19 protein-coding genes are annotated in these 21690 nt (G+C 34.7%); 11 read left to right on the plus strand and 8 right to left on the minus strand.

Annotated features, from left to right (window positions below; translation table 11 throughout):
• From Q4500_RS06170 to Q4500_RS06185, 4 genes are all read right to left on the minus strand, one after another.
• Positions 1 to 522, minus strand: a complete 522-nt coding sequence (locus Q4500_RS06170; protein ID WP_303598838.1) for a DUF4136 domain-containing protein — start codon at positions 520 to 522, stop codon at positions 1 to 3.
• 97 nt (positions 523 to 619) lie between these two features.
• Positions 620 to 1324, minus strand: coding sequence for an ion transporter (locus tag Q4500_RS06175; RefSeq protein ID WP_303598839.1), 705 nt, complete (start codon positions 1322 to 1324; stop codon positions 620 to 622).
• A gap of 8 nt (positions 1325 to 1332) precedes the next feature.
• Positions 1333 to 2334 carry a GTPase ObgE gene (gene obgE / locus Q4500_RS06180; protein ID WP_303598840.1) on the minus strand — a complete coding sequence of 334 codons (1002 nt, stop codon included), beginning with the start codon at positions 2332 to 2334 and terminating at the stop codon, positions 1333 to 1335.
• Between the two features lie 56 nt (positions 2335 to 2390).
• Positions 2391 to 3500, minus strand: coding sequence for an adenylate kinase (locus Q4500_RS06185; protein ID WP_303598841.1), 1110 nt, complete (start codon positions 3498 to 3500; stop codon positions 2391 to 2393).
• A gap of 136 nt (positions 3501 to 3636) precedes the next feature.
• Here Q4500_RS06185 and Q4500_RS06190 point away from each other — a divergent pair, with 136 nt between their 5' ends.
• The 5 genes from Q4500_RS06190 to Q4500_RS06210 all read left to right on the plus strand — a co-directional run bounded on the left by Q4500_RS06190 (position 3637) and on the right by Q4500_RS06210 (position 12515).
• Positions 3637 to 4791: a 5-(carboxyamino)imidazole ribonucleotide synthase gene (locus Q4500_RS06190; protein WP_303598842.1), complete on the plus strand. Its 1155-nt coding sequence runs from the start codon at positions 3637 to 3639 to the stop codon at positions 4789 to 4791.
• A gap of 5 nt (positions 4792 to 4796) precedes the next feature.
• Positions 4797 to 5285, plus strand: coding sequence for a 5-(carboxyamino)imidazole ribonucleotide mutase (purE, locus tag Q4500_RS06195; protein WP_303598843.1), 489 nt, complete (start codon positions 4797 to 4799; stop codon positions 5283 to 5285).
• A gap of 37 nt (positions 5286 to 5322) precedes the next feature.
• Complete coding sequence (locus tag Q4500_RS06200) at positions 5323 to 7344, plus strand: M3 family metallopeptidase (RefSeq protein ID WP_303598844.1); 2022 nt, start codon at positions 5323 to 5325, stop codon at positions 7342 to 7344.
• A gap of 600 nt (positions 7345 to 7944) precedes the next feature.
• Positions 7945 to 12111, plus strand: coding sequence for a PAS domain-containing protein (locus Q4500_RS06205; RefSeq protein ID WP_303598845.1), 4167 nt, complete (start codon positions 7945 to 7947; stop codon positions 12109 to 12111).
• 5 nt (positions 12112 to 12116) lie between these two features.
• Complete coding sequence (locus tag Q4500_RS06210) at positions 12117 to 12515, plus strand: response regulator (RefSeq protein WP_303598846.1); 399 nt, start codon at positions 12117 to 12119, stop codon at positions 12513 to 12515.
• Positions 12516 to 12541: 26 nt separating this feature from the next.
• Here Q4500_RS06210 and Q4500_RS06215 read toward each other — a convergent pair whose 3' ends face one another.
• Positions 12542 to 12781 carry a rhodanese-like domain-containing protein gene (locus Q4500_RS06215; protein WP_303598847.1) on the minus strand — a complete coding sequence of 80 codons (240 nt, stop codon included), beginning with the start codon at positions 12779 to 12781 and terminating at the stop codon, positions 12542 to 12544.
• A gap of 184 nt (positions 12782 to 12965) precedes the next feature.
• Between Q4500_RS06215 and Q4500_RS06220 the strand changes: the two genes are divergently transcribed.
• Together Q4500_RS06220 and Q4500_RS06225 are read left to right on the plus strand one after the other, a co-directional pair.
• Entirely contained in the window at positions 12966 to 13520 is a 555-nt protein-coding gene (locus Q4500_RS06220; protein WP_073242491.1) for a sigma-70 family RNA polymerase sigma factor, read from the plus strand.
• Positions 13521 to 13522: 2 nt separating this feature from the next.
• Complete coding sequence (locus Q4500_RS06225) at positions 13523 to 13753, plus strand: hypothetical protein (protein ID WP_324023698.1); 231 nt, start codon at positions 13523 to 13525, stop codon at positions 13751 to 13753.
• Here the strand turns inward: Q4500_RS06225 and Q4500_RS06230 are convergent.
• Entirely contained in the window at positions 13740 to 14573 is an 834-nt protein-coding gene (locus tag Q4500_RS06230; protein WP_303598848.1) for a hypothetical protein, read from the minus strand. The genes Q4500_RS06225 and Q4500_RS06230 overlap by 14 nt on opposite strands.
• 129 nt (positions 14574 to 14702) lie before the next feature.
• Between Q4500_RS06230 and gcvP the strand changes: the two genes are divergently transcribed.
• From gcvP to Q4500_RS06250, 4 genes are all read left to right on the plus strand, one after another.
• Positions 14703 to 17555, plus strand: coding sequence for an aminomethyl-transferring glycine dehydrogenase (gene gcvP, locus Q4500_RS06235; protein ID WP_303598849.1), 2853 nt, complete (start codon positions 14703 to 14705; stop codon positions 17553 to 17555).
• Between the two features lie 163 nt (positions 17556 to 17718).
• Positions 17719 to 18777, plus strand: coding sequence for a 3-oxoacyl-ACP synthase III family protein (locus tag Q4500_RS06240; protein ID WP_303598850.1), 1059 nt, complete (start codon positions 17719 to 17721; stop codon positions 18775 to 18777).
• A 2-nt stretch (positions 18778 to 18779) separates the two neighbouring features.
• Complete coding sequence (locus Q4500_RS06245) at positions 18780 to 19301, plus strand: methyltransferase (protein ID WP_303598851.1); 522 nt, start codon at positions 18780 to 18782, stop codon at positions 19299 to 19301.
• 15 nt (positions 19302 to 19316) lie between these two features.
• Positions 19317 to 20171 (plus strand): glycosyltransferase family 2 protein, encoded by an 855-nt coding sequence (locus tag Q4500_RS06250; RefSeq protein WP_303598852.1) that lies wholly within the window; start codon positions 19317 to 19319, stop codon positions 20169 to 20171.
• 48 nt (positions 20172 to 20219) lie between these two features.
• Here the strand turns inward: Q4500_RS06250 and Q4500_RS06255 are convergent, their stop codons facing one another.
• A complete protein-coding gene (locus Q4500_RS06255; protein WP_303598853.1) occupies positions 20220 to 20729 on the minus strand; it encodes an OmpH family outer membrane protein in 510 nt (169 codons plus the stop codon).
• Positions 20730 to 20781: 52 nt separating this feature from the next.
• A complete protein-coding gene (locus Q4500_RS06260; RefSeq protein ID WP_303598854.1) occupies positions 20782 to 21615 on the minus strand; it encodes an OmpH family outer membrane protein in 834 nt (277 codons plus the stop codon).
• Positions 21616 to 21690: the final 75 nt, after the last annotated feature.

Consider the following 21690-nt stretch of genomic DNA (forward strand, 5'->3'; position numbering starts at 1 on the left):
CTATTCTGGCGGATATTTGCTGAATATCTTATCGACTACAGCTTGTAGTTTTTCTGACTTTTCTTGAGGTGTATCACCTTCACGAAACGGACTTTCGCTAACGGCTTGCCAAATCAACATATCTTTATTAGAATCAACAAAATCAATCTTTAATTCTCTGGTCATTTTTGGACCACCAACCGGAATACCAATGGACACTCCGCCACCAATACCACCATTACCTCCTCCAAGACCTACGCCAACATTGCTTCCTCCTGTTTGCTCCCTAAATACGGAACTTTTGATATTAATGAACATGTCTGGTTCTTCAGCAAACATAAATCCTTTTTCGCCTAGAGTAGCATCCATGGCATCCATTAACCTTTTCTCGTCCAATTTGCTTAAACCAGTTTCCATATCACCAAAATAGTTATAGGTGGCATATGATGTAAAATCGGTCTGATCATCGTAATCATAATTGACCCTCGCAGATCCGCAAGAAGTTAAAACTAGTATTACAACACTAAAAAAAAGGATTCTCATGATATTGCATTTTCTTAAATTTAAAGAAAATAAAAGAGTAATATATGTTTTTGAGAAGGTATTCGACTAAGCGGTATACCTAAAACTTCCAATACTCCTATTCTTTCTTATCAACAGACGTAGTAAGCGCTGAAGAAATTATTCCTGTAGGAATAGCTACGACTCCTAAACCAATCATTAAAATAAGAAAAGTAAAAACTTTACCACCAACTGTAATCGGGTAAACATCTCCATAACCAACAGTAGTTAGTGTAATAATTGCCCACCAAAGACTATCAAAAATAGATGCAAAATGCTCAGGCTGAGCTTCATTTTCAAAGTAGTAAATACCTACAGACGCAAAATATATCAATATTAAAGTAACAAATAAGAACAGAAGTATTTCTTCTTTTGCCGTACTAATTGCAGCTGTAAAACGCTTAATGGCTTTATTATACCGCATTAGTTTAAGAATACGGAATAATCTTAAAAACCGTAACGCCCTAAGGGACCTTAAATCAACCCCTAATGCTAAATAAAAAGGTAGTATTGCTAAAAAGTCAATTATTCCGAAGAAACTAAATATAAATTTATGTTTGGTATCTGCAACATAAATACGAAGCAAGTATTCTATGGTAAAGACTACCACACAGAAAATTTCAATTACTCTTAAAATTTTTCTAGTATTGGGCTCTAAATCTGGTACAGTTTCAAATGAAAAAGCAACAATAGAAATGAAGATTAAAATCTGAATGAAATAGGCGAAAATCCTACTTTTTCCGTTATCATTTATTTCAACAATATTTTTGAGGTATTGTTTCATAATTCGTTTTAAGAGTTAAGCATAGCCCAAAGTTTATCTTTCAATTCTACGATACCCATTTGCGCTACAGACGATATAAACATGAAAGGCGTACCGTTCAAATCTTTGTTCAATTCTTCTCTCATTTCATCCATCAATTCCTGATCTAGCATATCGCTTTTAGAAACACAAATAAGTCGTTCTTTATCTAACAACTCAGGATTATAACGTCTTAACTCATCTAGTAAAATTTCATATTCCTTGCTGATATCTTTACTATCGGCTGGTATTAAAAATAATAGATTCGAGTTACGTTCAATATGTCTTAAAAAATAATGACCTAAGCCTTTACCTTCTGCAGCACCTTCAATAATACCAGGAATATCTGCCATTACAAAACTCTTAAAGTCTCGATATTCCACAATACCTAAATTAGGTTTTAATGTGGTAAACTCGTAATCGGCAATTTTTGGTTTTGCCGAAGTTATCACAGATAATAAAGTAGACTTACCTGCATTAGGGAAACCAACAAGACCAACATCTGCCAATACTTTAAGCTCTAAAAGAAACTCACCTTCTAGACCGTCCATACCTGGTTGAGCATATCTAGGTGTTTGGTTTGTAGAAGTTCTAAAGTGCCAGTTACCTCGACCACCCATACCACCTTTCAGCAGAACTGTTTCTTCGCCATGTTCAGTAACTTCAAAAAGCACTTCTTTGGTCTCAAAATCTTTAACTACCGTACCTAATGGCACATCTAAGTACACATCTTCGCCATCTGCCCCAGTACTTCGGCTTTTACTACCGTGAGAACCATGACCAGCCTTAAAATGCTTTGTGTATTTAAAATTGATTAAGGTCCAAAGGTTCTCGTTACCTCGAACAATTATATGTCCCCCACGACCACCATCACCACCATCAGGACCACCTTTGGTAATAAATTTTTCACGATGCAAATGCACAGATCCCTTGCCTCCTTTACCAGAAGTCAAACCCACTTTTACGTAGTCAACAAAATTACCTTCGGTCATTGTTATTCTTTCAGTTCAAAAGATTATAGCAAACAAATTGCTATAAAAAATCGATATTATTTTAAGCCTTCGATTACTTCGGTCAGGCGTTCGGTAATATCAGCTATTGAGCCAATACCATTTACGCTATGAAACTTACCTTGAGCTTCGTAAAATTCTTTTACAGGAGTAGTTTTTGCATTGTACTCATCAAAACGATTTCTAATTTTAGCTACATCTTGATCATCTGTTCTACCACTTACCTTACCTCGCTCTAAAAGACGATCAATTAAAATTTCGTCATTTGCCTCTAAAGCGATAGTGGCATTAACGCCCATATCTTTAGACTCTAAGAAATTATCAAGAGCTTCGGCTTGTGCAGCAGTTCTAGGGAAACCGTCAAAAATGAAACCGTCAGCATCAGCGTTCTTCTCCACTTCTTCTTGTAACATTTTAATCGTAACTTCATCTGGCACTAGCTCTCCTTTATCAATATAAGACTTAGCCAAAGTGCCCAACTCCGTTCCGTTTTTGATATTGAATCTAAAAACATCTCCGGTAGAAATATGCTTTAAATTATATTTTTCTTTTAGAAATTGTGCTTGTGTGCCCTTGCCGGCTCCTGGCTTACCAAAGAGTACAAGATTAATCATATGTTTCTGGTTTAATTGGTATACTTCTTTTAAATTTCGTCCTTGTTCTTTATAATCTAGACCATAACCAACAATAAAATTGTCGGGTATAGCCAAGCCGAAATAGTCAATGGCGTATTCGCCCTTGTATACATCTGGCTTATAAAAAAGACTGGCTATTTTAAATTCTTTAACCTTGGTTTTAGAAAATAAATGCACCAATTTCTGCAAGGTACGCCCTGTATCAATAATATCTTCTAAAATAATGACACTACGCCCCTCTATATTGTCTGGCACATCTAACAATGTCTCTACAATACCCGTAGATGTTAAGCCTTGGTAAGAACTTAACCTTACAAAAGAGACTTCACATGGATAATTATAAGCTTTTAATAAATCTGAAATGAACATAAAAGAGCCATTTAACACGCCAACAAAAATGGGTGTCTCATCTTTATAATCTTCGGCAATTTTATCTGCAACCGTTTTTACAGCCTGCAAAATTTCAGATTCGCTGAGATAAGGTTTAAAAAACTTGTCGTGAATTTGTATCAATTTTCATAAATTATCAAGGTTTGCAAAGATAAGGTATTGCCTTGTGTTTTTGATTAGAAAGGAATTGGTTTCTAAGATTTAACCGTATTTTTGTAGTACTTAAGGCGTTTTCTTAACTGCCCAAAGCAACAATTATATGGATTATTTTTCATCAGGTTTTAAATTAGGCATTTTAGGTGGTGGTCAACTCGGTAAAATGATGTTGTACGAAACACGAAAATGGGATATTTACACTAAAGTTCTAGACGCTTCTTCTGAAGCTCCAAGTAGAATGTCTTGTAACGAGTTTGTTCAAGGCAGTCTATTAGATTTTGATACAGTATACAATTTCGGTAAAGATGTAGATGTCTTGACCATTGAGATTGAAAATGTAAATCTTGATGCTTTAGAGAAATTAGAAGATGAAGGCATAAAAGTATACCCACAACCAAAAGCGTTACGTATTATTCAAAATAAGGCAAAACAGAAATTATTCTACGTTGACAATGACATACCTAATGCAGATTTTCAGCGCTTTGCGTATTTGAGTGAAATTGAAGATAGTATTGAAAACGGAGGCTTAAAATTTCCATTTGTTTGGAAAGTAGCTCAATTTGGTTATGACGGACAGGGAGTAAAAGTTGTTCGCAGTTTAGCCGATTTAAAAGGATTACCCGCTGGTGAGTGTATTACAGAAACTATGATTCCGTTTAAAAACGAATTAGCAGTAATCGTTTCAAGAAATACTGAAGGAGAAATTAAAACCTATCCAGTGGTAGAAATGGAATTTCATCCAGAAGCCAACCAAGTAGAATACGTGATTTGTCCTGCTCGTATTGATGAAAACGTGGCTAAAAAAGCAAGAGCACTAGCATTAAAAGTAGCGGATAAAATAGGGCTTACAGGTTTGTTAGCCGTTGAAATGTTCCAAACCGAAGATGACAAAATATTGGTGAACGAAGTAGCACCCAGACCACATAACAGTGGGCATTATAGTATAGAAGCTAGTTACACGAACCAATTTGAGCAACATATACGTAGCATTCTAGCTTTACCTTTGGGCAACACCGATAGCAAAGTAGCTGGTGTAATGGTGAATTTGGTAGGATCGGAAAATCATACTGGTGATGTGCTTTATAAAAATATAGAAGAAATTTTAGCGATGGAAGGTGTTACCCCGCATATATATGGAAAGGCACAAACCAGACCATTTCGTAAAATGGGACATGTAACTATCGTAAATAATGATTTAGCAAAAGCTAGAGCTATTGCTGAAAAAGTTAAGTCAACAATTCAAGTGATTTCAAAATAAAAAACATGAGTAAAGTAGCCGTAGTAATGGGTAGTACAAGTGACATGCCTGTAATGCAAGATGCCATAGACATTTTAAAAGGTTTTGATATAGAGGTAGATGTAGATATTGTATCTGCCCATAGAACACCAGAAAAATTGTTCGATTTCAGTAAAAACGCTCATACCAACGGCTATTCTGTAATTATTGCAGGCGCTGGCGGTGCAGCTCATTTACCAGGCATGGTAGCTTCTATGTCTCCGTTACCTGTAATTGGTGTTCCTGTAAAAAGTAGCAATTCTATTGATGGATGGGATTCTGTGCTATCTATTCTTCAAATGCCAGGCGGCGTACCAGTTGCCACTGTCGCACTTAACGGCGCTAAAAATGCAGGAATTTTAGCTGCACAGATTATTGGTAGTTCAGACAAATGTGTGTTGGACAAAATTATTCTATACAAAGAAGGTTTGAAACAAAAAGTTATCGATGGCGCTAAAGCTGTAAATAGCAAATAGTCTCAATACTCAAATCTAATTTCACAATACTAGAAATATGAATCCATTATTATCCCCATTTGATACCGCTCCATTTTCACAAATAGAAAACGAGCATTTTAAGCCAGCATTTCTACAATCTATTGAAGACGCTAGGGCAGAAATAGATGCCATCACTAAAAATACCGATGCGCCTACATTTGAAAACACGATCGAAGCCTTAGAATTTTCAGGACAGCAATTAGATAGAATATCAAGTGTGTTTTTCAACTTGAATTCTGCAGAAACAAATGACGAGATTCAGAAAATCGCTCAAGAGGTTTCTCCGTTATTATCAGAATTCGGTAATGACATTACATTAAACGAAGACCTGTTCAAAAGAGTAAAAGCAGTTTATGATCAAAAGGATAATTTAGACCTAACTGTTGAGCAAAACACATTATTAGATAAAAAGTACAAGAGTTTTAGTAGAAACGGAGCTAATCTATCCGAAGAAAAGAAAACACGCTTAAGAGCTATAGATGCCAAATTGGCTAAACTTAAATTGACTTTTGGTGAGAATGTACTAGCCGAAACCAATAAATATCAATTACACCTTACGGATGAAGCTGATTTAGACGGATTACCGGAAGGTGAAAAAGAAGCTGCTGCACAGTTGGCTATTTCAAAAGGTAAAGAAGATGGTTGGATGATTACTTTAGATTATCCTAGCTATATTCCTTTTATGAAGTACGCCAAAAATAGGGAGTTAAGAAAAGAACTTTCAATGGCATTTGGTAGTAGAGCATTTCATAACGACAAGTTAGATAATCAAGAAAACGTTCTTGATATTGCAAAGTTACGTTTTGAGAGAGCCAATCTTTTAGGGTATAAAACACACGCCAACTTCGTTCTTGAAGAACGTATGGCAGAAACACCAGAAAAAGTACATTCATTCTTAAACGAGTTATTAGCAAAAGCGAAGCCAGCTGCAGAACGTGAGTTTAAACAACTAGAAGATTTCGCCAAAAAACTAGATAATATTGACCGTTTAGAAAAATGGGACAGTAGTTATTATTCTGAAAAATTAAAGCAAGAATTATTTAATTTAGATGACGAAAAACTGAAGCCGTATTTCAAACTTGAAAATGTCATTAACGGCGTATTTAAAGTAGCAGAAAACTTATTCGACTTACAGTTCGAAGAAGTACATGACATTGAAAAATATCATGACGAGGTAAAAACTTATAAGGTTTATGATGCCGATAAAAATTTCGTATCACTTTTTTATGCCGATTTTCACCCAAGAGCAGGTAAACGCGGTGGCGCATGGATGACATCTTACAAATCGCAATGGAAGCGAAATGGAGAAAATGTGCGTCCGCATATATCAAACGTGTGCAACTTTACTCCGTCAACAAAAAGTAAGCCTTCATTACTGACATTTAACGAGGTTACGACCTTGTTTCATGAATTCGGACACGGTTTACACGGCATGTTGGCAAACACCACTTACCCTAGCTTATCTGGAACATCTGTTTTTTGGGACTTTGTAGAATTACCAAGTCAGGTTTTAGAAAACTGGTGTTATGAAAAAGAAGCATTGGAACTGTTTGCAAAACACTACGAAACCGGCGAAACCATACCTATGGAACTGGTTGAAAAAATAAAAGAGTCTGCCACTTTTCAAGAAGGGATGCAGACCTTACGTCAATTAAGTTTTGGATTATTAGATATGTCTTGGCACGGTATTGACCCATCAGGTATTACCGATGTAAAAGCACATGAAGATGAGGCTTTCAAAGACACAAGCCTATACCCAGAAACACCAGAAACTTGTATGAGTACAGCATTCTCGCATATTTTTCAAGGAGGTTATTCATCTGGATATTATAGTTATAAATGGGCAGAAGTTTTAGATGCAGACGCCTTTGCATACTTTAAAGAAGAAGGTATTTTCAATAAAGAAGTCGCAACTAAATTTAAAGACAATGTGCTTTCACAAGGTGGTACTGAAAACCCAATGATTTTGTATAAAAGATTTAGAGGAGCAGAACCAAAGGTTGAGGCATTGCTAGAAAGAGCTGGATTACTGAACTAGTTCAATTTCAAAAATATCTAGCAACTCTACAGAAAAATTAAAAAACCTGATATTGACTTATGAATATTATTCAGAATCCATATCAGGTTAATTTAGTACAAGAAACTACGTACTTCATTAAAATAGTAAAACTGTATACCCATTATAATACCGACCATAAGACTCATTTCTTTTAGAACTAAATTGGTGAATAGTATTTATAATTTCAACCTCTAATTTTATCCGCCAATCATTCTTATTTAGGTTAATTTTAACCAATACATATTATAATTATAAGTTATATCCAGATTAAAATCCTTTTCGTAAATAAACTCCGAAATCACTGCAATATATGTGGTTAAACATCTACGGAGAACAAATAAAACGAACACCCCTTAGGTGAACCCTAAATCCCACCTTCATATTATCCTTGTACGCATTACGAAAAATAAATGTTCAGACATTGAAGCAACTGGCTTTAGATATCTAAAAAACTTACAAACCTTCTACAAATCAAATATTTATTAATTATATTGTAGCCAATTAACTACAACATAACCTTACATTCAAAACCATCCCCGGTTTTGTTTTCACTTGTTAATTATTAAACTCTTGAATGAAATGAGTAAAGAAAACACTCTTCTTCAAACAGATGAAATTAATACTACCTCAAGTGGTATTAAAAACATAGGCATTTTTCAATTTGAAGTAGATTCTAACAAAGTATCCTGGAACGATGCGCTGAAAGAGATTCATCAAGTACCAAAAGCATATATACCAGATGCAGAAAGTATATATGGCAACTGCAAAGAAGGCATTTATAAGGAGCGCCTTTCAAAAGAACACACACAAGCATTATCAAGTGGAGATTCTTTTGAATTGGAATATGAAGTTATTACCGCTACAGGCAATTCTCGCCTTCTGAATGTAGATGTACATGCTATTAATGATAATGGCAAATGCACAAGTTTACATGGCATTATAACCGATATCACCAATATTAATAAGAATAACACAGATACTTACATATTAAAAAAGCAATTAGAATTCGCTGAAAAACTAGCAAATTCTGGTTCATGGAAATGGGATATATGTTCAAATAAATTGACCTGGACTAACAATTTTTACAATATTCTAAAACACAATAACGAAAGTCCTTTGTCATTTGAAACATTTTTAGAATATGTTCACGAAGACGATAAAGAAAAAATAGCAGCAAAATTTGATCTAGCGTTAAAAACAAAGCGCTTTCCAAATTCAAATTATCGTATTGTATTAAAAGACGGGACCATCAAAAACATGAAATCTATTGGTGAGGTTATAACCGATGTGCATGGTGAGGTCATAACAGTGATGGGCACCTGTCAAGACATCACAGAAAGCAAAGAAAGAAATCAACAGCTACTACAAAAAAATCAACAACTAGAATTAACCGAAAACAGTAACGAAGCAGGTACATGGTCATGGAACCCTATAACAGGTATGTTTAAATGGTCAGAGAATCTATATGAAATTATGGATTTTGACAAGAACATTCCTATGAATTTTGAGGTATTGTATACCCGTATACATCCCGAAGACAAACATATTGTAGATGATTCTATGCAATTGGTACAAGATACAGGAGTAAAGCGCACCTTTACTCATCGTATCATAATTAATGACGGCAGTATTAGAACTTTAGAAATTGTTGCAGATATTGTTTCTAATAAATTTAATAACCAACCTGAGTTTATTGGTACTGCTCGCGACATTACAAATACATTAAATATAGCCCAAGAATTAAACCAAAAAGACCAACTTCTTAATTTTTCGGAACAACTTACAACAATGGGTTATTGGAAGTACAAACCCAGTATCAACGACGTTTACTGGTCAGACAACCTGTATCACATTTTTGACCAATCTAAAAAAAACGATGTAACATTTGAAACTTATTTTCATAAAATACATCCGGATGATAAAAATTTTGTAAAAAAAAGAATACTCCAGTCTATTAAAGAAAATAAATTCTATGACTTTACGCATAGAATTATTCTTAAGAGCAATAAGATAAGAGTAATCCAAATCATTGGTAAGGTCACAGTTAATAAAATTGATGGCTTGCAAGAATTATTGGGAACATGCCTAGACATTACCGAAAGTCATTCTAAAGATTTAGAATTAACAGAAAAAAACTACCGCCTAAATGTTGCCGAAAAAATGGCAATGATTGGTTACTGGCAATGGAACACCCCAACAAATGAAGTTATATGGTCAGATAATCTATATGATATTTATGGCCATGACGAAGAAACTCCTATAACTTTCGAGACCTATATAAATTATATTCATAAAGAAGACCGTGAGCACATAGTCACTAAGCTTACAAACGCCATGGAGCATGGTGCCTTCCCAGAATCTACGTATAGAATTCAATTAGAAGACGGAACTATTAAAACCATAAAATCTTTAGGTAAAATAACACGTAATAAAAAAGGAGAAGTTTTAGAAATGACCGGTGTTTGTCAAGATATTACTGAAGCCAAAACTAGAGAACTAGAACTTATACAAAAAAACCAACAATTAAGTTTAGCGGAACAGATGGCCAAACTAGGATCATGGCAATGGCAACCTGAGAAGGAAATATTTAAATGGTCAGATAATCATTATAGAATATATGGGTATGAACCTGGAGAGCTCATAGATTTAGAAAAATCTTTAGCAAAAATATATCCGCCAGATTTAGAGAAAGTTAAGAGAGTTACCTATGAGATAATTTCAGGAATAGAGCATAATGAAATAAATTATAGAATTAAATTAGATGAAGATACTATCAAAACTCTTGAAGTTAGAGGAATTACCGCCATCAATGAGGCTGGCGATTTAGAAATTACCGGTACTACTCAAGATATTACCAGTCGTGTTAAAGCTGAGAAAGAAATTAAAGAAAAAAACCACTTACTCTCTGTATCTGAGGAAATGGCAATCATGGGATCCTGGAAATGGAATCCTAGCACAGGAGTTTCTACTTGGTCAGATAATCTTTATAAAATTTATGGATTAGAGTTACACGACCCAATAACTATTGACCTGTTTTTATCTATAGTACACCCAGATGATGTAGATAAAACAAATAAACATATTAAAAGTATTCTTGACACTCATAAAAGTGATAAAAAGTTATCATTTCGTATCATAAAACAAAACGGAGATATACGCTCTTTAGATTTGGTATCTGAAATCATAGAAGATCAAAATGGAAATATTAAAGAATTAATAGGAACAACACAAGACGTTACGGCAAAAATAAAGGCTGAAGAAAAAATTAATAAAAAAAACCAATTGCTCTCTTATGCAGAAGAAATAGCGATGATGGGCTCTTGGCATTTTGACGTACATAACAATAAATTAAAATGGTCAGACAACCTTTATAAAATTTATGGTTTAGAAGTGAATTCCCCTATGAGCATGAATGTTTTTTACTCTAAAATACACCCAGATGACTTAGAAATTGTAAAAGAGCAAGTTCAAAAATGTATAGAAGGGGATGAGAATATTAAGCCTATATTTTTTAGAATAATCCTCAATAACGGTAATATTCTCTACATAGAGTCGATAGCTGGTATTACAAAAAACCACCTTGGAGAGGTAGTAGAAATAGCGGGTACAGCTCAAGATATTACCGAACGTTTAAAAATAGAAAAAGACATATTAGAAAAAAATCAACTTCTAAATTTTGCAGAGCAATTATCTAGCATAGGTCATTGGAAATGGGACATTGTCAATGATGTTATGGAGAATTCGGAAAATTTATTGAAAATTTTAGATTTTAATCAAGAAACGAAACTTAATTTCAATACATATATAAATAGAGTTCACCCAGCTGATCGTGAAAAAGTAATTGATGTTAGCCGAAAAATAATAGAAACAAAAAAGTTTGATAAATTTCATCATAGAATCATAAAGAATGATAATTCTATTAGATCAATAAAATTAATTGGAGAAGTAATACTAGACTCAGAGGGCAATGTTATAGAACTAATAGGTTCTAGTCAAGATATTACTGAGCAAATTGAAGCTCAGAAAAAAATATTGGACGCCAATAGAAGTTTAGAAAAATCAACGATAAACCTAACCTCAAAAAATAAGCAACTTGCTGAATTTAATCATATTACTTCACACAATTTAAGATCTCCTGTAAGCAACTTGAATGCACTATTGGGGCTATATAAAAACACCCAAAACGAAAGTAAAAAAGTAGAAATTTTCGGAAAGTTTGAAATCGTAATAGACCATTTGACAGAAACGCTAAACGCCCTAATAGAAACGATATCAATAAAACACTCAGCTAATGAGATTACTCAAGAGCTTTACTTTGCACAGACGCTATTAAAAACCAAAGAAATATTAGCTGCCGAATTAATAGAAAGTAAGGCCGATATAAGATGTGATTTTTCTAAAGCGAAAAATGTAAAATACAATCCAATCTATTTAGAAAGTATTTTTCTTAACTTAGTAAGTAACTCATTGAAATACAGATCAGAAGATAGGGTGCCAGAAATCTCTATTACCTCAAATACAGTAAACGGAAGAATAACATTAAAATTTGAAGATAATGGACTCGGAATAGATATGAAAAGCAATGGTCATAAATTATTCGGACTTAATAAAGTATTTCATAAACACCCTGAAGCAAAAGGCATTGGTCTATTTTTGACAAAAGCCCAAATAGTTGCAATGGGTGGTTCGATTTCGGCAAAAAGTACAGTTAATGTCGGCACAACATTTTTTATCATTTTAAACTAAAAAAGATGGACAACAATATTCAAGTTTGCGTAATAGATGATGACGAAGTATTTCAATACACCATACTTCACACGTTACAGTCTCATAATTCTGTCAGCAACATCATGCCATTTACCGATGGGGCAGAGGCAATGAACTTTTTTAATAAAAACATAGACAATAACACCATATTACCAGATGTTATTTTTCTGGATGTTAATATGCCAGTAATGGATGGGTACAAGTTTATGGATGAATACATTAAGTTAATAGCAAAAGCAACCAAAAAAATAGCCGTTTATATTCTTTCTTCATCTGTAGATTTGGTAGATTTTGAAAAGACCAAAAAGATAAAAGAAGTATCAGACTACATCGTTAAACCTATAAGAGATAACCAGTTGACAAAAATTTTAGCAGAATTATAAACGCCTAAAAATAAATTTAATTTATATTATTTACTAGAATAAGCGTCATACCCGCCTTCTAAGTTCACTACATTCTTAAAGCCAAGTTCTACCAACCTTTCTTGAGATTTCAAACTCCTACCTCCCATTTTACAGTAAACAAAGATTTTTTTGCTTTTATCCATGCCTTGTATTTGCTGATTAAATTCATCCGATAGCCAATTAATATTAACGGCTCCATCTATACACCCTGCATCAAACTCTGCTGGCGTTCTTACATCTAACAAAACCTCTGCAGATTCATCAAAACTGATAAACTCAGAAATCGGCTTTGACTCTATTTGACTTGTAGCAAACTGAGTAACAAGAAGCAGCAGAAAAAAATAGTATATTTCTCATGATAATACCGTTTAGAGTCAAAAGTAAACATAATAGCTAAAATTCAATTACTTTTGAAGTGCAGAATAAAAAATGGAAATAAACAACCTAAATCCTGATAAGTGGGTCGATCTCTATGCAGATTATCTATTTAACTACGCCGTAACTAGAGTAAGCGATGCAGAAATTGCAAAAGACCTCGTACAAGACACTTTTATAGCTGGGCTAAAGTCTGCTAAAAACTTTAAAGGTGATGCGGCAGAGCGAACTTGGCTAATTGCAATTCTAAAACGCAAGGTCATTGATCACTATCGTAAAATTAATTCAAAGAAGGGAAAAGCAGAGGTTCGTATGAGCTATAGTTCACAGACCGATGCTGAAGGTGATTGGCTAGAAGAACGCATTGCCGATCCTAATAGTAATTTTGAGAATGACGCTCTTGAGAACGAAGAATTAGGACTTGCCATTCAAAATTGTATTTCTAAATTACCTAAAAAGCAAGCTCAAGTTTTTACCATGAAAACTATTGAGGGAATGGAAACTGAAGATATTTGTAATGCTTTAGGAATTAATGCGTCTAACCTTTGGGTAATGATACATAGAGCCAGAACTGGCTTAATGGGTTGTTTAAATCAAAATTGGTTTTAGTTATGATGATTTCATGTGAAAAGGCAGCAAATATTTGCGACAAAGCCCAATACGAAGAAGCTTCTGGTTGGGATAAAATAAAATTAAAGTTTCATTTACTTATGTGTAAAACCTGTGCAAAGCACAGTAAAGACAACACTAAGTTAACTTCTCTTTGCAATCAAGCTAGACTTGCTGTACTATCTGAAGAAGAAAAGAAAAAAATGAAAGAAACTTTTTCTAAAGCAAAATAAAATACTTCTTACTTATAATAAAAAGCAACCACCAAAATAATGGAATTGCTTCTACCCAAAAAGATGAAAAGTATTTCTGTTGGTCTAATTTTGTTTTAAATAACATTAACATTAACACTAAGAATAGAATTGATTTCACAGTAATGTGGGCAGTATCTAAATCTGTTTTCAAGAAAGTGGCAGCGTAAAAAAGAATTGCCCAACTATACCCAATCATTTTTGCACCCTTAACCCCTACTCTTTGTGGCAGAGTTTTTAAGGAAGCACTATCGTATTTTAAATCTCTGATTTCAAAAGGCACCAATAAAATCAGCACAAACAGAAAACGTTGTAGCGCTTCGACTTTTACATTCCAAGAAATATCATCTAAAACAGAAATAGCGGGCAATATCACTGTAGCCCCTGCCCAAACTGCTGCGACGATTAAAATCTTCAATCCACTAAAACTTCTAAAATTTTTATTCTTTGGCAAAACAGGCAATGCATAAAGTCCTGTAATTGCTGCTAGGATAAAGAGACCTACAAATACTCTTTCCGATAGAAAAAACAACTGATACCCTGCAACGAGCAAACATCCAAAACTAAAAAATTGAATGTTTTTTTGATAGGTATTGGTTACAAGAATATACTTCTCTGCCTCTACTCCAAATTTTACAAAATTATAACAGTTAATAGAACCGAAAAAAATAAAAAAATAGAGTTCTAAAGGTACATTTATGTTTAAGGTCAGCGCAGTAACATGAACCAAGCTAAATATCGCCATTGCGACATGAATACTGGCATCAAGATAAAAATCAAAAATCTTTTTGATTATGGTCATTAAACAAAAGTAGTTAAAGTGTTTATAACCTTTTGTTTTGGTTAAAAACTTTCAAGATATCAACAGCTTACAGCACTAATTAAAACACATAAAAGTGGTAATTTTACACATTATATAACAATAGTATCTATGAAGACTGACGTGTTTGCATTACGCCATATCGGCATTAGGGATGAAGATTTAAATACCATGTTCAACACGGTAGGTGTTGAAAATCTGGAACAGCTTATTTTTGAGACCATACCAGAACATATTCGCCTTAAAGAGCCCCTAAAATTAGATCCACCAATGAGTGAGCATAAGTTTCTTGCACACACAGAAGCGTTATCTAAAAAAAATAAAGTTTTTAGAACTTATATCGGTTTAGGGTATCACGAAAGTTTGATACCGTCAGTAATCAAAAGAAACATTCTTGAGAATCCGGGTTGGTACACTGCTTACACTCCGTATCAAGCTGAAATTGCTCAAGGTAGATTAGAAGCTTTATTAAACTTTCAGACCATAGTTTCAGATTTAACAGGAATGAAACTTGCAAATGCTTCACTTTTAGATGAAAGTACAGCTGCTGCAGAAGCAATGACCATGCTTTTTGATGTAAGAAGCCGTGAGCAAAAAAAGAACAATATTGTAAAATTCTTTGTATCAGAAGAGATCTTACCGCAAACACTATCTCTTTTAAAAACCCGATCGACTCCTTTAGGTATCGAACTGGTAATTGGCAACCATGAAGAATTCGACTTCAGTGTAGATTTTTATGGTACTTTATTGCAGTATCCTGGCAAATACGGACAGGTTTATGATTATGCTGGTTTTGTTGCTAAAGCAAAGGAAAATGAAATCAAGGTAGCTGTAGCTGCAGATATCATGAGCTTAGTACTATTGACTCCTCCTGGAGATTTTGGTGTAGACGTAGTTGTTGGTACTACACAGCGTTTTGGAATTCCGTTAGGTTATGGTGGTCCTCACGCTGCCTTCTTTGCTACAAAAGAAGAATTTAAAAGAAATATACCTGGTAGAATAATCGGTGTAACGAAAGATACCGATGGCAAGCCTGCATTAAGAATGGCATTGCAGACTAGGGAACAACATATTAAAAGAGACAAAGCAACATCTAACATTTGTACGGCGCAGGTATTATTGGCTGTAATGGCAGGTATGTACGGAGTTTATCACGGTCCAAAAGGATTAAAATACATAGCTTCAAAAATTCACGCTACAGCGGTTACGTTAGTTGATACTCTTGAGAATTTGGGCCTATACCAGGTTAACTCAGCTTATTTCGATACCATTACGGTAAAAGCAGATGCTAAAAAAGTACGCCCAATTGCAGAAGCAAATGAAGTTAATTTCTACTATGTAGATAATGACACCATTTCAATAGCAATTAATGAAGCTACTTCTTTAAATGATCTTAATCAGATTATATCCATATTCGCAGAGGCTCTTGGCAAATCTACAACAGAAGTTACCAGTTTACTAAACGCAACTTCAATACCAAGTAATATTCAGCGTCGCAGTTCTTTCATGGAGAACAAGGTATTTAACTCGTATCATTCAGAGACCGAATTAATGCGCTACATTAAAAAATTGGAACGTAAAGATTTAGCTCTAAATCATAGTATGATTTCTTTGGGCAGCTGTACCATGAAGCTAAATGCAGCTAGTGAAATGTTGCCATTAAGCTCATCTAACTGGGGAAATATCCATCCATTCGTACCGGTTGACCAAGCAGTAGGATATCAAACTATTCTAAGAGAACTAGCAAAAGATCTTTCGGTAATTACTGGTTTTGCAGACACTTCTTTGCAACCAAATTCTGGTGCACAAGGTGAATATGCAGGTTTGATGGTTATTAGAGCGTATCATGAATCTAGAGGAGAATCTCAAAGAAACATATGCTTGATTCCTTCATCTGCACACGGTACCAATCCGGCTTCTGCTGTAATGGCAGGTATGAAAGTTGTAGTAACCAAAACAGATGAAAAAGGAAATATTGATGTTGCAGACCTTGAAGAGAAAGCAAAATTACACTCAGACAACTTAGCTGCGTTGATGGTAACATACCCATCTACACATGGTGTATTTGAATCATCTATAAAGCAGATTACAAAATTAATTCATGATCACGGCGGTCAAGTCTATATGGATGGTGCCAACATGAATGCACAAGTTGGATTAACAAACCCAGCAACCATTGGTGCAGATGTTTGTCATTTGAACTTACACAAAACTTTTGCGATACCACATGGTGGTGGCGGACCAGGTGTTGGTCCTATATGCGTTGCTCCACAGCTGGTTCCATTTTTACCAAGTAACCCAGTAATAACAACTGGCGGCGAAGATGCTATTACAGCAATTTCTGCAGCACCGTGGGGTAGCTCATTGGTTTGCCTTATTTCTTACGGATATATTAAAATGTTAGGTGAGTATGGTCTTACCCAATCAACAAAAATCGCTATTCTTAATGCCAATTATATTAAACACAAGCTTGAAGGTAAATTTGATGTTTTATACACAGGTGAAAAAGGGAGAGCAGCTCATGAAATGATATTAGACTGTAGGCCTTTCAAGAAAAACGGCATTGAGGTAACCGATATTGCAAAGCGATTAATGGACTACGGATTTCACGCTCCAACAGTATCTTTTCCAGTTGCGGGAACAGTAATGATCGAGCCTACCGAAAGTGAAAATTTAGCTGAGCTAGACAGGTTCTGCGAAGCAATGACTTCTATTCGAGCAGAAATAGATGAATCTAATGCTAATGAGCCAAATAACGTACTTAAAAACGCTCCGCATACCTTAGAAATGGCCACAACAGATGATTGGCAATTTCCATACTCAAGACAAAAAGCAACTTTTCCTCTACCGTATATTGCCGAAAATAAATTTTGGCCTTCGGTACGTAGAGTTGACGATGCATATGGAGACCGTAATTTAATTTGCACATGCGCACCTATCGAAGCGTATATGGAAACTGAATAACCGTTTCAAACCCATAATACAAAGCCTTTTCAACATTTCGAAAAGGCTTTTCTTATTCAATGTATTTAAAATAAAATGCCTTGACCATCGTAAAATTTACTATGCATGCATATAATATTTTTATAATTTGCTTAAATTGTCGGGCACAATTCAAAAAATTAAAATGAGCATATCAATTACGGGAACAGGAAGCTATATTCCTGATTTAAAAATTTCTAATACAGATTTTAATAACCATAATTTTTTAAATATAGACGGCACTTCTTTCAAACATAATAACGAGATTATTATAGAGAAATTTAAAGCCATAACCGGTATTGAAGAAAGGCGATATGCTCCCAAAGAATACACTACATCTAACCTAGCATTTTTCGCTGCCGAAAAGGCAATTGAAAATGCTAATATAGACAAAGAAACATTAGACTATATCATTGTTGCCCATAATTTCGGGGACTTAAAAGACGGATATATTCAAGGTGATACGCTACCAAGTTTAGCCACTAGAGTAAAACACCAATTACAGATAAAGAATCCGAAATGTGTTGCTTACGATTTAATCTTTGGCTGCCCAGGTTGGCTCGAAGGTATGATTCAAGCCAATGCTTTTATCAAAAGTGGTATTGCCAAAAAATGCTTAGTTATTGGTGCAGAAACTTTATCGAGAATTGTAGACAATAATGATCGTGATTCTATGATATATTCTGATGGTGCAGGTGCTGCCATTTTAGAAAACGTTAGTGATGGCGGTGAAATATTAGGACACGAATCTGCAACCTATGCAAACGATGAAGCCAACTTTCTTTTCTTTGGAGAATCTTACAATAAAGAGGACGAGAAAAAGGCTTACTATATAAAAATGCTTGGTAGAAAAATTTATGAATTTGCGGTAACAAACGTACCATCTGCTATGGCGTCATGCTTAGATAACAGCGGTATTAAGATTGATGAGGTGAAAAAGATATTTATTCACCAAGCAAATGAAAAAATGGATGAGGCGATAGTAAAACGTTTCTACAAAATATATGGCAAAGAAATGCCCGAAGGTATTATGCCCATGAGTATTTCAAAGCTAGGCAACAGCTCTGTCGCCACTATACCCACTTTATTTGACCTTGTAAAGGACGGTAAATTAGAAAATCAGGAAATTAAAAAGGGAGATGTTGTTATCTTTGCTAGTGTTGGCGCCGGAATGAACGTCAATGCAATGGTATACAGAATCTAAACATGTACGAAAATAGTTTTCCAAACAAACGTTACGAACACACACTTCATTTTTTACGTAAACACATAAACACCAACGAGTCTATATTAGACCTGGGTGTAGAGAATCCGTTTACCAAAATCATGGTAGAAGATGGGTATTCGGTAAAGAATACCCAAGGTGAAGATTTAGATATCGATTATAGCACGGTATCAAACACAAATGCAGATGTCATTACTGCATTCGAAATTTTTGAACATCTTTTAGCACCCCTGAATTTACTTTCAAATTCCAAGGCTACTAAATTAGTTGCAAGCATACCTCTGAAATTGTGGTTTTCTGCCGCCTATAGAAGCAAAACTGATAAATGGGACAGGCATTATCATGAATTTGAAGATTGGCAATTTGACTGGTTATTGGAAAAAGCCGGATGGGAAATACAAGATTCTAAAAAATGGGCCCATCCAGTAAAAAAAATAGGCTTCAGACCTTTTCTACGTTTATTTACACCGAGGTATTACATTATTTACGCTACCAGAAAATAAGAGACTATATTAAATATGGATTACTACATTGTTATTCCTATACACAACGAAGAGGCTTTTTTAAAAAGTACTTTGGACTCTATTTTATCACAAACCTTACCCCCTAAAAAAGTTGTTCTAGTTAATGATAATTCTACCGACGGCACAGAAAATATCATAGACCAATACTGTTCAGTGAATAGTCTGTTTCAAAAGTTGAATACAACCTCTTCAACACAACATATGCCAGGCAGCAAAGTCATTAATGCATTTAATAAGGGACTAGAAGTTTTAGATGATAATTATGATGTTATCGTAAAACTAGATGCCGATGTTATTTTACCTTCTAATTACTTTAAAGTAATTTGTTCGCACTATCTGCGAATTAAGAATTTAGGTATTTGCGGCGGATTCATATATGAGCAAAATAAGGCTGGAGAATGGATATTGAACCACCCTATGGATAAGGATCATATTCGAGGCGCCATTAAAGCCTATTCTAAAGCTTGTTTTAATGCCATAGGAGGATTGAAGAATGCAATGGGATGGGATACGGTAGACGAGCTCTTAGCGAGGTTTAATGACTTCAACACACAAACTGATGCAACACTCAAAGTAAAACACCTAAGACCTACGGGAAAAGCATATAACGCAGAAGCGAAAAGGTTACAAGGCAAGGCAATGTACACCATGCGTTATGGATTCGTAATCACCTGTATTGCTTCTATGAAAATGGCAATGAAAAATAAATCTGTAAAATCATTCTGGAATAATATGTCTGGCTACATACAAGCCGCTCGAAATAAAACCGCTTACCTGGTAACTGAAGAAGAAGGCAAGTTCATTAAAAATCTCCGCTGGACGAATATTAAAAGAAAAATCAAAGCATAAAAAAAGCCATCTAAAAAGATGGCTTTTTTTTATTCTCTAAGTCTCTTATTAGAAACCTAATTGTTTTTTAACGTCAGCTAAAAGGTTTTTACCTTTTGCTACGATTAGACCACCACCTGCTTGCGCATCGATAACGTAGTCAAACCCTTGTGCTGCTGCAACTTGTTCTATTGCCGCTTTTGCTTTTTCAGAAATAGGAGCGAATAACTCGGCTTGTTTCTTTTGGAATTCTTGTTGAGCAGCTTGTTGTGCATCACCAATATTCTTTTCATAACCTTGTAATTCTACAGCTCTTTTTTCGTTCTCTTCTTTAGACTTTGCTGCTGCTTCGTTTTGGTACTGTGTGTACTTATTACGTAACTCTGTCATTGAAGCTTGAATGTCTGCATTATAAGTTTCCTGTAATTTTTTAAGCTCAGCTTCTGCAGATTTCATTTCTGGCATTGCAGATAATAATTGAGTAACGTCTATATGAGCTACCTTACTTTGGGCATTTACAAAACTTGTCGTTGCTACGAACAACAATAAGGCTACCGCAATTTGTTTTACTTGTTTCATGAGTGTAATTTTAATTGTAATTGAGTGTTAATTTTATGGTCGTTAAACCTATTTAAATAGTACCGTTATTATCATCTTTTTCGGTATCGCTATTTCTCTCTTTTAATTTCTCTTGCTTCTTAGCCTCGCGTTCTTCTAACAACTTCTTTCTTCTTTCTTCATACGCTTTCTTTCGCTCTTCTCGCAATTTTAACTGTTCGGCTTTTGTATCGGCCGCACTTTTCTCTCTTGTTTCTGTTGCCTGAGCTGCTTTATCCAAACGCTCTTGCAATGCTTCACTTACTACTTCCTCCTCTTCATCATCAAAATCATCTAATCTACTACGAACATTTGATTTTTTAGCCGGTTTGCTAATTTTTCTTGTTCTAGCAATACCTCTCAAGACTAAATCACTGATATCATGTCTTTTTTCGGAATACAACATTACAACATCCGCAGATTTATCAAAAATAAAATCATACTTTTTATTCGTGCCAATTTTTTGTACTTCATTGAACACTTGATCCTGTATCGGCTGTATCAACCTTCTTTTCTGTAATACTAAATCTCCTTGTGGTCCGAAACGATCTTGTTGGTACTCGATCATTTCACGTTCCAAAATTTGAATTTCCTCTTCACGTTCGGCAATAAGTTCTGAAGTCAATAGCACTTTCTCTGCCATGAGATCCTTCTTCATCTGCTCCACAACACTTTGCTTCTGCTCTACTTCAATCTTCCAACGCTGTACCTTAGTTTCTAACTGTTCGGTCGCTTCTCTATACTCATCTACATTCTGTAAAATGTACTCCATATCTACGTAAGCCATTCTTACCCCTCTTTGGGCATAACCCTGTATTGCCATGAAGATGACCGAAACTAATAAAAGAACTTTTGTTTTTGTACTCATTGTTAATGTCGTTTAATCCTATAGAAAATATCGTGCCAAAATTACTAAATCTTTTAAAATTAAAGGATTAGCACT

The organism is Maribacter sp. 1_MG-2023, assembly GCF_030547005.1.
Classification (GTDB): domain Bacteria; phylum Bacteroidota; class Bacteroidia; order Flavobacteriales; family Flavobacteriaceae; genus Maribacter.

Excerpts from the sequence above, each read along its gene's own strand:
- Q4500_RS06240 (WP_303598850.1), top strand. The coding sequence starts at position 17,719 with ATGAGCATATCAATTACGGGAACAGGAAGCTATATTCCTGATTTAAAA.
- Q4500_RS06230 (WP_303598848.1), bottom strand. The coding sequence starts at position 14,573 with ATGACCATAATCAAAAAGATTTTTGATTTTTATCTTGATGCCAGTATT.
- Q4500_RS06205 (WP_303598845.1), top strand. The coding sequence starts at position 7,945 with ATGAGTAAAGAAAACACTCTTCTTCAAACAGATGAAATTAATACTACC.
- Q4500_RS06210 (WP_303598846.1), top strand. The coding sequence starts at position 12,117 with ATGGACAACAATATTCAAGTTTGCGTAATAGATGATGACGAAGTATTT.
- Q4500_RS06175 (WP_303598839.1), bottom strand. The coding sequence starts at position 1,324 with ATGAAACAATACCTCAAAAATATTGTTGAAATAAATGATAACGGAAAA.
- purE (WP_303598843.1), top strand. The coding sequence starts at position 4,797 with ATGAGTAAAGTAGCCGTAGTAATGGGTAGTACAAGTGACATGCCTGTA.
- Q4500_RS06200 (WP_303598844.1), top strand. The coding sequence starts at position 5,323 with ATGAATCCATTATTATCCCCATTTGATACCGCTCCATTTTCACAAATA.
- Q4500_RS06255 (WP_303598853.1), bottom strand. The coding sequence starts at position 20,729 with ATGAAACAAGTAAAACAAATTGCGGTAGCCTTATTGTTGTTCGTAGCA.
- Q4500_RS06170 (WP_303598838.1), bottom strand. The coding sequence starts at position 522 with ATGAGAATCCTTTTTTTTAGTGTTGTAATACTAGTTTTAACTTCTTGC.
- Q4500_RS06260 (WP_303598854.1), bottom strand. The coding sequence starts at position 21,615 with ATGAGTACAAAAACAAAAGTTCTTTTATTAGTTTCGGTCATCTTCATG.
- Q4500_RS06250 (WP_303598852.1), top strand. The coding sequence starts at position 19,317 with ATGGATTACTACATTGTTATTCCTATACACAACGAAGAGGCTTTTTTA.
- Q4500_RS06220 (WP_073242491.1), top strand. The coding sequence starts at position 12,966 with ATGGAAATAAACAACCTAAATCCTGATAAGTGGGTCGATCTCTATGCA.
- Q4500_RS06225 (WP_324023698.1), top strand. The coding sequence starts at position 13,523 with ATGATGATTTCATGTGAAAAGGCAGCAAATATTTGCGACAAAGCCCAA.
- Q4500_RS06190 (WP_303598842.1), top strand. The coding sequence starts at position 3,637 with ATGGATTATTTTTCATCAGGTTTTAAATTAGGCATTTTAGGTGGTGGT.
- obgE (WP_303598840.1), bottom strand. The coding sequence starts at position 2,334 with ATGACCGAAGGTAATTTTGTTGACTACGTAAAAGTGGGTTTGACTTCT.
- gcvP (WP_303598849.1), top strand. The coding sequence starts at position 14,703 with ATGAAGACTGACGTGTTTGCATTACGCCATATCGGCATTAGGGATGAA.
- Q4500_RS06245 (WP_303598851.1), top strand. The coding sequence starts at position 18,780 with ATGTACGAAAATAGTTTTCCAAACAAACGTTACGAACACACACTTCAT.